14 protein-coding genes are annotated in these 14,337 nt (G+C 31.8%); 11 read left to right on the top strand and 3 right to left on the bottom strand.

Translation table 11 applies throughout. The features are described from left to right. Nucleotides 1-3: 3 nt before the first annotated feature. Genes ABNT61_RS09040 through ABNT61_RS09030 form a run of 3 tightly spaced genes read right to left on the bottom strand, consistent with a single transcriptional unit; the run spans nucleotide 4 to nucleotide 1,563 of the window. On the bottom strand, nucleotides 4-645 hold the full coding sequence (locus tag ABNT61_RS09040; RefSeq protein WP_348712699.1) for a hypothetical protein: 642 nt from the start codon (nucleotides 643-645) through the stop codon (nucleotides 4-6). Between the two features lie 22 nt (nucleotides 646-667). Continuing rightward, a complete protein-coding gene (locus ABNT61_RS09035; RefSeq protein WP_348742958.1) occupies nucleotides 668-1,141 on the bottom strand; it encodes a hypothetical protein in 474 nt (157 codons plus the stop codon). An 11-nt stretch (nucleotides 1,142-1,152) separates the two neighbouring features. Then, nucleotides 1,153-1,563: a hypothetical protein gene (locus tag ABNT61_RS09030; protein ID WP_348712696.1), complete on the bottom strand. Its 411-nt coding sequence runs from the start codon at nucleotides 1,561-1,563 to the stop codon at nucleotides 1,153-1,155. 109 nt (nucleotides 1,564-1,672) lie between these two features. Here ABNT61_RS09030 and ABNT61_RS09025 point away from each other — a divergent pair, with 109 nt between their 5' ends. The 11 genes from ABNT61_RS09025 (at nucleotide 1,673) to ccoN (ending at nucleotide 14,337) form a co-directional block, all read left to right on the top strand. Beyond that, a complete protein-coding gene (locus ABNT61_RS09025; RefSeq protein WP_348742957.1) occupies nucleotides 1,673-2,920 on the top strand; it encodes a PAS domain-containing sensor histidine kinase in 1,248 nt (415 codons plus the stop codon). After that, nucleotides 2,917-3,966: a response regulator gene (locus ABNT61_RS09020; protein ID WP_348742956.1), complete on the top strand. Its 1,050-nt coding sequence runs from the start codon at nucleotides 2,917-2,919 to the stop codon at nucleotides 3,964-3,966. The genes ABNT61_RS09025 and ABNT61_RS09020 overlap by 4 nt, the downstream gene beginning before the upstream one ends. A 78-nt stretch (nucleotides 3,967-4,044) precedes the next feature. Further along, a complete protein-coding gene (locus tag ABNT61_RS09015; RefSeq protein ID WP_348742955.1) occupies nucleotides 4,045-4,836 on the top strand; it encodes a universal stress protein in 792 nt (263 codons plus the stop codon). Between the two features lie 90 nt (nucleotides 4,837-4,926). Continuing rightward, the gene (gene hpf / locus ABNT61_RS09010) at nucleotides 4,927-5,217 is read left to right on the top strand and encodes a ribosome hibernation-promoting factor, HPF/YfiA family (protein ID WP_348742954.1); all 291 of its coding nucleotides are present in this window, start codon (nucleotides 4,927-4,929) and stop codon (nucleotides 5,215-5,217) included. A 29-nt stretch (nucleotides 5,218-5,246) separates the two neighbouring features. Further along, on the top strand, nucleotides 5,247-6,077 hold the full coding sequence (locus ABNT61_RS09005; RefSeq protein WP_348742953.1) for a universal stress protein: 831 nt from the start codon (nucleotides 5,247-5,249) through the stop codon (nucleotides 6,075-6,077). Nucleotides 6,078-6,094: 17 nt separating this feature from the next. Continuing rightward, complete coding sequence (locus tag ABNT61_RS09000; RefSeq protein WP_348742952.1) at nucleotides 6,095-6,508, top strand: hypothetical protein; 414 nt, start codon at nucleotides 6,095-6,097, stop codon at nucleotides 6,506-6,508. Between the two features lie 526 nt (nucleotides 6,509-7,034). Beyond that, on the top strand, nucleotides 7,035-9,404 hold the full coding sequence (locus tag ABNT61_RS08995; RefSeq protein ID WP_348745665.1) for a heavy metal translocating P-type ATPase: 2,370 nt from the start codon (nucleotides 7,035-7,037) through the stop codon (nucleotides 9,402-9,404). Nucleotides 9,405-9,409: 5 nt separating this feature from the next. Further along, the gene (gene deoC / locus ABNT61_RS08990; RefSeq protein ID WP_348745664.1) at nucleotides 9,410-10,075 is read left to right on the top strand and encodes a deoxyribose-phosphate aldolase; all 666 of its coding nucleotides are present in this window, start codon (nucleotides 9,410-9,412) and stop codon (nucleotides 10,073-10,075) included. Between the two features lie 75 nt (nucleotides 10,076-10,150). After that, nucleotides 10,151-11,512 carry an oxygen-independent coproporphyrinogen III oxidase gene (hemN, locus tag ABNT61_RS08985; RefSeq protein WP_348745663.1) on the top strand — a complete coding sequence of 454 codons (1,362 nt, stop codon included), beginning with the start codon at nucleotides 10,151-10,153 and terminating at the stop codon, nucleotides 11,510-11,512. A 439-nt stretch (nucleotides 11,513-11,951) separates the two neighbouring features. Next, the gene (ccoS, locus tag ABNT61_RS08980) at nucleotides 11,952-12,119 is read left to right on the top strand and encodes a cbb3-type cytochrome oxidase assembly protein CcoS (protein WP_348745662.1); all 168 of its coding nucleotides are present in this window, start codon (nucleotides 11,952-11,954) and stop codon (nucleotides 12,117-12,119) included. Between the two features lie 19 nt (nucleotides 12,120-12,138). Then, nucleotides 12,139-14,337: a cytochrome-c oxidase, cbb3-type subunit I gene (ccoN, locus tag ABNT61_RS08975; protein ID WP_348745661.1), complete on the top strand. Its 2,199-nt coding sequence runs from the start codon at nucleotides 12,139-12,141 to the stop codon at nucleotides 14,335-14,337.

The raw sequence follows: 14,337 nt of genomic DNA, 5'->3' as shown, positions 1-14,337 counted from the left end.
GTCTTATTCATAAATAAGTAGCAACTCGTTTTCTTTTAAATTTTCAAAAAGTACATCAATGAAATTATGAATGTTCTTTGAATTATTGTTTGAATCTTTGATTTCTATTTCTCCTCTCCATAATAATTCTCTTTCCTTTTCAGGACAAATACAGTACAATGAAGTTTCAATAATGTGAATGGTATAATCCTCTTTTTTACCTTTTTGCTTTAGATACTTGTATTGATTTCCAAAGTAATAATCTTCGAAGGTCTGATTACTAGTCATAAATTCATGTAACATTCTAGAAGTATAATATCTCTTTTCTGTTCCTAAAACCTTAGTAATAAGAATAGCATCAAATCCTGCGTTTAACAATGTTTGTTCAATTGTATTGAGTTCTTCTAAAGTCTTTTTTTCTTTGGTAAAAGAATCTTCAAAAAAGTCGATACTCTTAACACTTCTCACTTTTTCTTTATCAAAAGCCTGGGATAATTTCTTTTCAAATTCTTCTCTCAGTTCTAGGTTACCTTCTAAACCAATTATAAACAGTTTATTCGATTCAAAAAATCCAGTTTCTGGGTTTTTATATTGATGCACTAGTCTATTAGAAGAGCAGTTTGTAAGTAAGGTTGCTACTATCAATATGAGTATAATATTCTTCATAATAATTGGTGTTATGAATTAGTTAAAGGTCTTTATTTCGAATCATAATACAAGCATTCATAAAGAAATTATGCTTGTTTATGTTTTTAGTAAAGAAATCGTTGAGTTCTTTTTGTGATGAAATATCACTCTTTAATAATTCTGGATTTACTTCATAAAAACGAAGTGTATCTTTTTCAACTTCATATCCATAAAACAGGTTGTTTCCATCTACGTTCGAGATGATATTGATAATGTTATAATCTTTAATCTTTACTGAATATGCTGCTAATTCTTCATTGGTATCAAAAAGTAGTTTATAAGAATATTCATTTAATGGTTTTATGGTAAGTGTATCACTTTCTTGATTAATAATACAAGGTGTGCTCCAAACACCAATTAAATTTTGATCAACTTTATCTGTGTTGGGTAATCCAAATTTAGATTCCAAAGTACAACTAGTTAGTATAATAGAAATTAGGGCTAACTGTAATAAATATCGAAATACTGTTTTCATAATAAATACTTTTAAGCGATTTCTTTTTTGAATTCAATACTTAGTTTCGCCAATAGCATAAGTTCGGATTTGTTCTTCTCAGCAAAGGAACTCGCTATTTTACCAGATGTTTCTAGAATCAACGCTTTGATTTCAGATGTAAAGAAATAAGAGTGATTTTGGTAATACTCTACAAAATCATTGTAACAATCTTCTGAAGTTGCATTTTTACTATACAACCAATCAAAAACAATTTCTATTTGATAAGCAGTATCAGTACCAAATACATCAAAAGTTTCATCTACTTCCAGCCAATTTTCCTTAACTACTTTTTTTAAGATTTTAATCTCTTCTTTAGCCACAATATTATCTGCCTTAGCAACAGCATAAAATATTTTAGCGATATTTTGATAAAAAGTAATATTTAGGTTTTTAGCCTTCATTTGTAAGTATTTATATACAAAGCTATTGGAAGGATCTTGTTGAGTAAATGATAAAAGTCAGTTTTCAATATTTTAGAAAGGATTATCTTTACTGTAAATAGAATTAGTAATGTTTTCAAAAGAAGATAAAGTAGTTTTTGATACCCTTTTTGAAGCTGTTTCTGAAGCGGTAATTGTAGTAGATGAGTTTCAAAAAATCACAGTAGTTAACTCTTCCGCCTTACAGACTTTTGGATATAAAGAAGAAGAAATTCTGAATCAACATCTAGAAATTCTGATTCCTCAAAAATATAAGGGAAACCATGGTGCACATTTCAAAAGTTTTATGGGATCTCGTGAGAAAAGACAAATGGGTAGAGGGAGAGATTTGTATGCTGTTCATAAAGAAGGTAATATTTTTCCAATTGAAGTAGGGTTAAATCCGTTAGAAATACAAGGTCAAAAATATATTATGGCTTTAGTAATTGATATTTCTTTGAGGAAACATCAAGAGTTAGAGATTCTTGAATTAAATACTAAGCTTGAAAATAAGGTTAAAGAAAGAACTCGAAACTTGAAAACGACGGTTGATGAATTAGAGAAGATAAATAAGGAACTAGACGAAGAAAACAAAAAGAGAATTGAAGCAGAACAGAAAGCGAAAGTAGCATTAAAGAAAGAGAGAGAATTAAATGAGTTAAAAACAAAGTTTTTATCGCTAGTTTCTCACGAGTTTAAAACTCCTTTAAGCGGTATTTTAACTTCAAGTATGTTACTGGCAAAGTATAAACTAACGGAACAACAGGAAAAGAGAGAAAAACATCTTTCTATAATTAACAATAAAGTTCACTATTTAAATAATATCTTAAACGATTTCTTATCAATTGAAAAACTTGAAAAAGGTGAAGTAAACTATAATTTATCTAGTTTTAGTTTACAAAATGTAATATCTGAAACGATCAGTAATTTAGATTTACTACTAAAACGTGGACAAGAAATTATTGTAAAGAGTGATATAATTGAAGATGAAATTTACCAAGATATAAAGATTATAGAACTGACGATTTCGAACTTATTAAGTAATGCCATTAAATATTCACCAGAAGACACAAAAATTACAATTGCTACTTCACAAGAGAATAGAAATACATTAATTAAAGTAATTGATGAAGGTTTTGGAATTCCAGAAAAAGATCAGAAGAATATCTTTCAACGTTATTTTAGAGCAGAGAATGTATTGCTAAATGAAGGGACAGGAATCGGGTTAAACATTGTAAAAAGTCATTTAGAAAATTTAGGTGGAACAATTACATTTGTTAGTGAAGAGCATAAAGGATCAACATTTACCATACAAATACCAAACAAAGCAGTAATATGAAAACAATTTTACTCATAGAAGATGATGTAACATTAAGAGAAAACACAGAAGAATTATTAGAACTTTCAGGGTATTATAATGTAGTTACTGCAGCAAATGGTAAACTAGGTTTAGAGAAAGCAAAAGAAACCAAACCGGATATAATCGTTTGTGATATTATGATGCCAGAATTGGATGGATATGGTGTTTTAGAAGCTTTGTCTCAGAATGAAGAAACTCAATTTATCCCATTTATTTTCTTATCTGCAAAAACAGAAAGAGGAGATATTCGTAAAGGAATGAATTTAGGAGCAGATGATTATATCACTAAACCCTTTACAGAGGAAGAATTGTTAGAAGCAATTGAAAGTAGGTTGGCAAAATCTTCTATTTTACAGGAACGTCGAGAGCAAAATGTTGAAGAAGAAGTTGAGGGAGAACTAAGAAATTTAAATGATTTAAAAAACTTCTTTGATGATAACGGAACAATTTTTCAATATAAAGAAGATGATATTGTTTACGAAGAAGGAGACAATTCTAACTATATTTTTTTAGTAACTAAAGGAGCCGTAAAATGTTCTAAACTCAACGAACAAGGAAAGAATTTAACAACTTCGCTATATAAAGAAGATGATTTGTTTGGGTATACTTCTTTTTCTCAGAATCAGGCATATCAAGAAACTGCTGTGGCTATTAGTGTAACTGAATTAGTGGGAATCAAAAAATCTGAACTGACAAATGTGCTACACAAAAACCATAAGGTAGTTTTAGAATTGGTAGATTTATTAACGGATAATCTGAAAGACGTAAAAGAACAGTTGATAGATATGGCATATAACTCTGTTCACAAAAAAACTGCAGCTACGTTATTAAAGTTTGCTGAGAAAATAAATCGAAAGCCAGAAGATCCAATAAAAATTTCTCGTTACGATTTAGCTAGTGTTGCGGGTATTGCTACAGAAACGCTAATTCGAAGTATCTCCAAATTAAAAAAGCAAGGACTTATTTCAATAGAAGGAAGAAACATTAAAATCTTAGATGTTGAAGCCTTGAAATTAGTTGAGTAATGATTTATATCATTTCGTAACTTCCATCGTATAAATACTTTTATCTCAGTAAAATAAAGCTGATTAAAAGTATTTATTATGAAAAACATTCTTTTTTTAACGGACTTTTCAGAATCTTCGATGCATGCAATGCATTACGGATGTTCATTATTTTCTCAGAAAGAGCATAATTATTTCATATTACATGTTAGCAAGGCGGGAAATTTATCTCTGTCGAAATTAGCAAGTTCTGATAGTATTTATGATACAGTAATTGGTGATGATAAAGAGAAACTTAAAATCATCAAAAACACTTTAGAAAATCAATATAATACCACTTTTAAAGCTAGTATCCGATTCAATAATTTTATTGATGCTGTTCAAGAATATGTATCAAAATATAACATCGATACTATTGTAACAGGATTTGACGGTGCGAATAGTTTAAGAGAAAAAATATTTGGAAGTAATACTTTAAAGCTAATTCGTTCTATTCGAACTGAAACAATAATTGTTCCGCAGGAAGCAGTATTGTCAAAACCTAAAGAAGTTCTATGTTTATTAGATGATAAGGATAGTTTAGAGATTATACTTTCTCCTTCTATATTACAAGATAAAATATTGAAAGTGGTAAGAGTGGTTAATAATAATGATTACACCACTGCAAGTAAAGATCAGTTCATTTTAAAAAATCATGATCAAGTTAATTACCAGTTGATATCAAATATTCCGTTGAATTATGTAAAATCTTACGTTTTACAAACAAATCCAATTGATTTAACGGTTTTGTTGATTGAAGAAACTTCAGTTTTAGATCGTTTGTTTATTGATAATTCCACCACAAAAATCAATAAAAGTTTATTTAAACCAATTTTAATTCTACATCAATAAAATACTGAAAAAAACACCAAAACTGATTTATATCATTACATAAAAAATATTCTAGAAATACCTTTGTTATGAACCAAAAAGATAAGAGTTATGGCAAATATTAATATTCAATTTATTCGAATGAATACTAGTGAAAATCTAGAAATGTTCATTTTAAAGAAATTAGAAAAGGTGACAAAGTTTTATCAAAATCTAATTGATATTAATGTGTACATCAAATACGAAAATAGTTCAGAGAATAAAGGAAGAATTTGTGAAGTTGAAATGAAGAAGCCAGGCTTGCATTTATTTGCTTCTGCCAATGAAAACGATTATCAAATCGCAGTAACAAATGCTATAGATCAAGTTAAAAGACAACTTGATAAACATAAAGCGGCTTAACCTCAATACTAAATTTAAAGCTTACTAAAATGAAGAATATTTTAATACCAACCGATTTTTCGAAGAATGCAACTGATGCAGCAAAGTATACATTGAATTTATTTGAGAATGAAAAATGTAAGTTTTATCATCTACATTCTGTAGATATAGAAGTGTCTAGATTGAATAATCTCACTCATAAATTTACCCAATCGATCAGGGAAGAAGCATTGATTAAACTGAATAAGTTAAAATCATATTTTACCATTACAGATACGAAATTCAAAAACCGTCAGAAGACCATTTTAAGTTTCGATAGCCTGGTAGATTCTGTAAAACTAAATACCAAAAAACACAAGATAGATTTGGTGGTTATGGGTACTAAAGGAATGACAGGTTTACGTAAAATGTTTTTCGGTAGTAATGCTGTAAATGTCTTAAATCAAACAGAAGAATGTGCAACTTTAATTGTTCCAGATGAAATGGAGTTTAAAACTATTAATAAAATAGGGTTTCCAACGGATTTAAAATCAATTTCTCCAAAGGTTATTGAAGATGTTAAGTTCTTAGCAAAACTTCATAATGCAACGATTTTGATAATGCATATACTTGATGATGATACGCTCACAGATATTCAACAAGAAAACCTTGATAAACTGAAGAAAGAATTTGAAGGAATTGATTATTACTTCCATGTAATGCCTTTATATGATAAAGTTGCAGAAGAAATATTAGACTTTATTGAAGATGCTGAAATTGATCTTTTAGCAATTACCAAAAATGAACATAGTTTCATAGAGAAAATCTTTAGAGAACCTGTAATTCAAAAACTAGGTCATAAGATTACAATACCATTAATGGTAGTACCACAAGCAAATTAATTTTAAAATAGTTGAAGATGAAAACAGGAATTTGGTTAGATAAGCGAAATGCGTTTATCGTGAAAATAGAACAAGAGGTAGAAAATTTAATAGTTGTAAAATCTGAAGTTAACGACTTTAAAGTTTGGGGTGGATCAGGAACGCGTTTTAAAGGAGGACCACAAGATGTAGTGCAAGACAGTAAATACATGAAGAAAGAAAAACATCAGTTGAAAAATTATTTCAATTCAATAGTTGATCAAATTGAAGAAACAGATGAATTGTTAATTATTGGTCCGGCTGAAGTACCACAATATTTTCATAAACATATAGAAATTTCGAATAAAGATCTCTTTGATAAAATCGTTGCTTTTAAAAAAGAAGACAGTATGACTGAGAATCAAATTAAAGCATATGTTAGAGATTTTTTCATAAATGAAATGAAGATCTAATTATAGTAAAGGGATATTATATAATTAGTTTTTAATAGTTGATCGTTAGTAGCAATAGTTGTGTTAAAAGGGTTTAAACAATTTGATTAAGCCCTTTTTTTCATTCTGAATTTATTTCAGAATAAAAAGGAGAATTAGAGATATTACTTCTCCCGTCCTGATGCTTCAGGATCGAGGTCAAGCTGTTTAAAGAAGCATTAAGAACAACTATTATTTATAGAAAGCTTGTCATTTAGATTTATTTCAAAGGACATAGAATTCGTAGTCGAGTGTCAATCCATTGAAATATTGATCAGGAATAAATGCTGTTTGACGACGATACTTCGGAGGAGTTCATTTATTTCCAATATGAAATGAGATTAGACCGATGAGAATTTAAGTCTTGAATTTTTGGTTCGTTTTGTTTCAAGACAAAATGAACAGAATGAAGTAAAGTTGAAAAATATATGAATCAGAATAAAGCCTGATAAATATCATAGTTTATCATTCCTACAATTCAAACCTTTGCTGTGGTTAAACGAATAAGATGAAAACAACTTGTTACCATTGCGGAGACGAATGTCAGCCGAATACAACAATTACTTTTGACGAGAAAAGTTTCTGTTGTAACGGTTGTAAAACGGTGTACGAGATATTCTCATCAAACGATTTAACCTGTTATTATGACTTGCAAAATAGCCCAGGTGCAACTCCAGAAGATATCAAAGGCAAGTACGATTATTTAGAGAATGAAGATATTATTGAAAAGCTACTAGAATTCAATGATGCAACCATTCAAGTAGTGAATTTATACATTCCACATATTCACTGTAGTTCTTGTATTTGGATTCTGGAAAACATGCAAAAACTACATCTTGGAATTAAGAGTTCTCAAGTTAATTTTCCTAAAAAGAGTGTGAGAATATCCTTTGCTAAAGATGAAATTTCTCTAAAGCAAACGGTGGAATTATTAAGTTCTATTGGTTATGAACCATATATTTCGTTAGAGGATTATAGCACAGAAAATAAGAAAGTTGATCGTAGTATAATTTACAAATTAGGAGTAGCGGGATTTGCTTTCGGAAACGTAATGTTAATGTCGTTTCCAGAATATTTTGAAGTAAACGAGTTTTGGCTGGAGCAATACAAACACATGTTTCGCTGGTTGATGTTCGCTTTTTCATTACCAGTGGTTTTTTACGCAGCACAAGACTATTTTATCTCGGCTTATAAAGGGATTCGTTCAAAACTATTAAATATCGATATTCCAATTGCTTTGGGAATCATCGTATTGTTTGTTCGTAGTTCAGCGGAAATTATTTTAGATATAGGAAGTGGTTTCTTCGATAGCTTAACAGGGTTAGTTTTCTTTTTATTATTAGGGAAATTCTTTCAACAAAAAACCTACAGCTATTTATCATTTGAACGTGATTACAAATCGTATTTCCCAATTGCAGTAACCAAAATTGTAGGGAATAATCAGGAAGAAAATATTCAAATTTTCGATATTCAAAAAGGAGATCGATTGTTAATTCGTAATCAGGAAATCATTCCGGTAGATAGCATTTTAATAAGTAAACAAACTGAGATTGACTACAGTTTTGTGACAGGTGAAGCTGTTCCAATAGCGAAACAATCTGGTGATAAATTATTTGCAGGGGGAAAACAAGTGGCAGGTGCTATTGAAATTGAAGCCATGCATGCGGTAGAACAAAGTTACTTAACTCAATTATGGAGTAACGACGTATTTAAAAAAGACAAGCTTTCATCTTACACAAGCATCACCAATAAAATCAGTAAGCACTTTACAGTAATTGTATTATCAATTGCTGTGTTAGCAAGTTTATTTTGGTTTGTTACTGATGCTTCAAAAGTATTGAATGTATTTACTGCTGTATTAATCATTGCTTGTCCTTGTGCAATTGCATTGGCTGCTCCATTTACATTGGGGAATATGTTGCACATTTTCGGAAAGCAAAAATTCTATTTGAAGAATGCTTCAGTGATAGAACGTCTGGCAGATGTCAATGCATTGGTTTTTGATAAAACAGGAACTTTAACTACCAATATGGATACAGAAATTCGTTATGAAGGAGTTCAGTTGAATAATGAAGAGAAAGTTCAATTGAAGTCTACACTAAGAACTTCGAATCATCCATTGAGTAGAACGATATATAATTCTTTTGCTACAGTTGAAACAATAGCTCCAAAAATGGTGAAAGAACATGTGGGAGAAGGAATTGAAGCAGTGGTAGATGATACCTTGGTAAAAGTAGGTTCAGCTCCTTTTGTAAAGAATGAAGGGAATCATAATGCGGATACTTCTGTTCATATTAGTATGCAAAACGATTACAAAGGAAAGTTTACTTTAAAGAATAGCTATCGTAAAGATGTGGACACGGTATTCAAAGCGTTTTCTAATTATGACCTTTCGGTAGTTTCTGGTGATAATGATGGTGAACAAAAACGATTGGAAGCACTGTTACCAAACGACGCTAAGTTAGTATTCAATCAAAAACCAGAAGACAAATTAAAATCCATTGCTTCTCTACAAGAAGAAAATAAAAAAGTGGCTATGATTGGTGACGGATTGAATGATGCAGGAGCACTACAACAAAGTGATGTAGGTGTTGCCATTTCGGAAGATATCAACGTGTTTTCACCGGCATGCGATGCCATTTTAGACGCGAAGAAGTTTCAACAATTGCCAGCATTTGTAAAAGCATCAAAGCAAGCGATTCAAATTATTCATTATTGTTTTATTATTTCTATATTTTACAATCTTATCGGATTGTATTTTGCCGTAACCGGACAGTTATCTCCTGTTATTGCGGCAATTTTAATGCCGTTAAGTTCAATTAGTATTGTGGTATTTACTACCATTGCAACGAATTTTGTAGGAAGAAAAATCAAATAATGAATATGGAAATACATAAATATATCGATCACACTTTGTTAAAAGCTACAGCAACATCAGCACAAATAAAAACACTGTGTGCAGAAGCAAAACAACACAATTTTTATGCAGTTTGTGTTAATGGTTCGAATGTGGAATTAGCAGTAAAAGAATTGACTGAAACAAATGTGAAAGTAGCTGCGGTTATTGGTTTTCCTTTGGGAGCAATGACAACAGAAGCTAAAGTTTTTGAAGCGAAAGATTGTATTAAAAACGGAGCATCAGAAATTGACATGGTTATTAATGTTGGAAAGTTATTAGAGGGAGATTTTGATTATGTAGAAAACGAAATCCGTTTAATCAAAGAAGGAATAGGAGAGAACCTATTGAAAGTCATTTTTGAGAACTGTTATTTAAACAAAGAGCAAATCCAAAAGGTGAGTGAATTAGCATTGAATGCTGGAGCTGATTTCATTAAAACATCTACTGGATTCGGAACTGGCGGAGCAACTTTTGAAGATGTTCAATTGATGAAAGACATAGTAAAGGATAAAGTACAAATTAAAGCAGCTGGAGGTATAAGAGATATAACAACCGCAAAGAAATATATTGAAATGGGAGTAACTCGACTAGGAACGTCTTCGGGTGTTGCATTGGTTACTTCAGGAACTACAAATACAGATTCTTATTAGAATTTAATGTTGATTTTTTGGTTTCATACCGTTTCAATGAAATAATCATTTTTAGTAAAAAATAGCAAGAGTAGTATGAAATCACTAATTCAAAAATATAATATTCCAGGTCCACGTTATACCAGTTATCCTACTGTTCCGTATTGGGATGCAGATACCTTTTCAAAAGAAAAGTGGATAGAAAGTTTTAAATTATCTTTTCAAGAAAGCAATGAAAAGGAAGGAATTAGTCTGTATATTCATTTACCGTTTTGTGAGAGTTTGTGTACATTTTGTGCTTGTCATAAACAGATTACCAAACGTCACGAAGTAGAAGAACCATACATCAATACGTTGTTAAAAGAATGGGAGTTGTACAAAACTCACATGAATGAAACTCCAGTAATTAAAGAAATTCATTTAGGTGGTGGAACTCCAACATTTTTTGCAAGTAGTCAATTGCAGAAATTGATGAACGGATTATTAGAAGGAAGTATCAAACATGCAGATTTTGAATTTAGTTTTGAAGGACATCCGAACAATACAACCAAAGAACAATTACAAGCGTTGTACGATGTCGGATTTACTCGTGTGAGTTATGGAGTACAAGATTATAATCCTCAAGTTCAAAAAGCCATTCACAGAATTCAGTCATACGAGCAAGTACAATTAGTTACGGAATGGGCAAGAGAAATTGGATATACTTCGGTAAGTCATGATTTAATTTTTGGATTGCCATTTCAAACGCGTGAAAGTATTACCGATACTATTTTAAAAACGAAAGAATTATTACCAGATCGTATTTCCTTTTACAGTTACGCACATGTGCCTTGGGTAAAAGGAGTTGGGCAACGCGGATTTAGTGAAGAGCATTTACCGAAAGATAATGAGAAACGTGCACTATACGAATTGGGAAAACAATTACTAACAGATATTGGTTATCACGAAATCGGAATGGATCATTTTGCATTGCCATCCGATCCTTTATATAAAGCTACAGAAGAGCAAACCTTGCACCGAAACTTCATGGGATATACATCGAGCAAAACACAACTAATGATTGGTTTGGGAATGTCATCGATTAGTGATTCTTGGTACGGATTTGCACAAAATGTAAAAACGGTAAAGGAATATCAATCGTTGGTAGAACAAAGAGAAATTCCAGTATTCCGTGGACATATATTAACAGAAGAAGATTTAGTAATTCGTAAGCATATTTTAAACATCATGTGTCATTTTCAAACAGATTGGAAACAAGAAAACCAGATGTTTACAGAGTTGCCACAATCTTTAACATTATTAGAAGAAATCGCTGTGGATGAGTTAATAGATATCAACAACAACTCCATCCAAGTTCGAAAAGAAGCACGACCATTTATAAGAAACATCTGCATGGCTTTTGATATGCGATTACAACGAAAACAACCAGAAACAAAGTTGTTTTCTATGACGATATAGAAGCAATTATGAGTTTTTAATTACGAATTGTCACATCGAGTAAAATTATGAGAAATGAAATGTATCATGATTTTTTATCTAGATGTAGTTTGTAACTCAAAACTCGTTCTCGGTACAAAATTGTTTTCCACTGCATTCCAATCAATTCCACTCGAACTGACAATGGAACTCTTTTGTCAAATCGAGTGAAAAGATGAGTAATGAAATGCATAATGATTTAGTATCGAGATGTAATTACTCATTCAAAACCGTTCTTGATACAATTTAGAAATCTAATCGGTTTTCTAAATCACTCGAACTGGCATATGAAAACTTCTAACAACAATTTCTCAACCCATAATTAACAAATTCCTAAGTGAAAACTTCCCAAACATGACCGATGTCATAGTATAAAGAAGAATGCTAGAATACATTTGGTCCGTAATTAAGATTCAACAACATGGGAGTGATATATGTAATGCTTACCGCCAGTGTAATTGTAGCGATTGTGTTTTTTATCGCCTTCATTGTAAGTGTGAAAAGAGGACAGTATGACGATACCTACACACCTTCCGTAAGAATGTTGTTCGACGACGAGTTAATCACAGAGGAAACTAACAAAGAATAGATATATAATTCAATTAATTATGGAGATGCAACAATTTTATTACGATAACAAAATCGTGAAAAAATTTATCTACGCAACCTTACTATGGGGAATAGTCGGGTTTTCAGTAGGATTACTTTTAGCGTTCATGTTTTTATTTCCCAATATTACCGACGGAATTTCCTGGTTAAGTTTTGGTCGCTTGCGTCCGTTACACACCAACGCGGTAATTTTTGCATTTGTAGGAAATGCTATTTATGCGGGAGTGTATTACTCGTTACAACGCTTGTTAAAAACAAGAATGGCCAGCGACTTGCTGAGTAACATTAATTTCTGGGGATGGCAGTTGATTATTGTTGCAGCCGCTATTACATTACCTTTAGGATATACCACTTCTAAAGAATACGCAGAGTTAGAATGGCCCATTGATATTGCCATAGCTTTGGTATGGGTGGTATTTGGTGTAAACATGATTTGGACGATTTTAAAACGTCGTCAACGTCACTTATATGTGGCGATTTGGTTTTACCTAGCAACCTTTGTTACGGTAGCAGTATTACATATTTTTAATAGTTTAGAGTTGCCTGTAAGCGGATTAAAAAGTTACTCTGTGTATGCAGGAGTTCAAGATGCATTAGTACAATGGTGGTACGGACATAATGCGGTAGCATTTTTCTTAACAACACCGTTTTTAGGGTTGATGTATTATTTTGTTCCGAAAGCTGCGAATAGACCTGTATACTCGTATCGTTTATCGATTATTCACTTTTGGTCGTTAATTTTCATTTACATCTGGGCAGGTCCACACCACTTATTATATACAGCTTTACCAAACTGGGCGCAAAACTTAGGTGTGGTATTCTCAATTATGTTAATCGCACCATCATGGGGAGGAATGATCAATGGATTATTAACACTTCGTGGAACTTGGGATAAAGTACGTCAAGATCCTGTATTGAAATTCATGGTAGTAGCCATTACAGGATATGGTATGGCAACCTTTGAAGGTCCAATGTTATCCTTAAAAAATGTAAATGCGATTGCTCACTTTACGGATTGGATTATTGCACACGTGCATGTAGGAGCGTTAGCTTGGAATGGGTTTATGACATTCGGTATGATTTATTGGTTAGTGCCGAAGTTATTCAAGACAAAATTATTCTCTAGAAAGTTAGCCAATTTCCACTTCTGGATAGGAACTTTAGGTATTGTAATTTATACACTACCAATGTATGTAGCAGGATTTGTACAAGCATTTATGTGGAAACAATTCAATCCTGATGGAACATTAACGTATGGAAACTTCTTAGAAACAGTTCAAGAAATTGTTCCAATGTATTGGATTCGTGCCATCGGAGGAAGTTTATACATTGTTGGAGCGATTGTAATGTTATACAACATCGTAAAAACAGTAAAAAGAGGAGAAGAAGTAACCGATGATTTAGCAGAAGCAGCTCCGTTAACAAAAGTTTCAAAATACAGAACAAAAGGAGAAACTTGGCACACTTGGTTAGAGCGTAAGCCAATCAAATTAACCATCTACGCAACAATAGCGATTCTTATTGGAGGGTTGATTCAGATTGTTCCAACCTTAATGGTCAAGTCTAACATTCCATATATCGAGGAAGTAAAACCATATAGTGCTTTAGAATTAGAAGGTAGAGATATTTATATCTCAAACGGATGTGTATCGTGTCACTCACAAATGATTCGTCCGTTTAGAAGTGAGGTAGAGCGTTATGGTGAATATTCAAAAGCAGGAGAATTTGTATACGATCATCCATTCTTATGGGGAAGTAAACGTACCGGTCCAGATTTACATCGTATTGGAGGAAAGTATAATGATAACTGGCACTTTAATCATATGTACGATCCACAGAGTACATCACCAGGATCTATCATGCCAGCTTACCAATGGATTATCAAGAATAAGTTAGATAAATCGCAAACAGAAGCAAAAATGCGTGCCATGGTAAAACTAGGTGTTCCTTATACGGATGAAGATATTACTAATGCGCAAAAGAGTATGGATGAGCAAGGAATGCAAATTCAACAGAACTTATACAACGATCCTGATTTTGTTCAGAATTACGAAGAAAGTAAAAAGTATGCTGAGCAAAATGGATTGCCTTTCGTGGAAATGAAAGATAGAGAGATTGTAGCATTGATTGCCTATATCCAAAGATTAGGTGTAGATATTAGAGTAAAAGACGTTAAGGATAAACTTTCAAAAAAATAA

The organism is Tenacibaculum sp. 190524A05c, from assembly GCF_964036595.1.
Taxonomy (GTDB): Bacteria; Bacteroidota; Bacteroidia; order Flavobacteriales; family Flavobacteriaceae; genus Polaribacter; species Polaribacter platacis.
The sequence above is the reverse complement of the archived record's forward strand: the minus strand, read 5'-3'. Positions and strand labels throughout refer to the sequence as shown.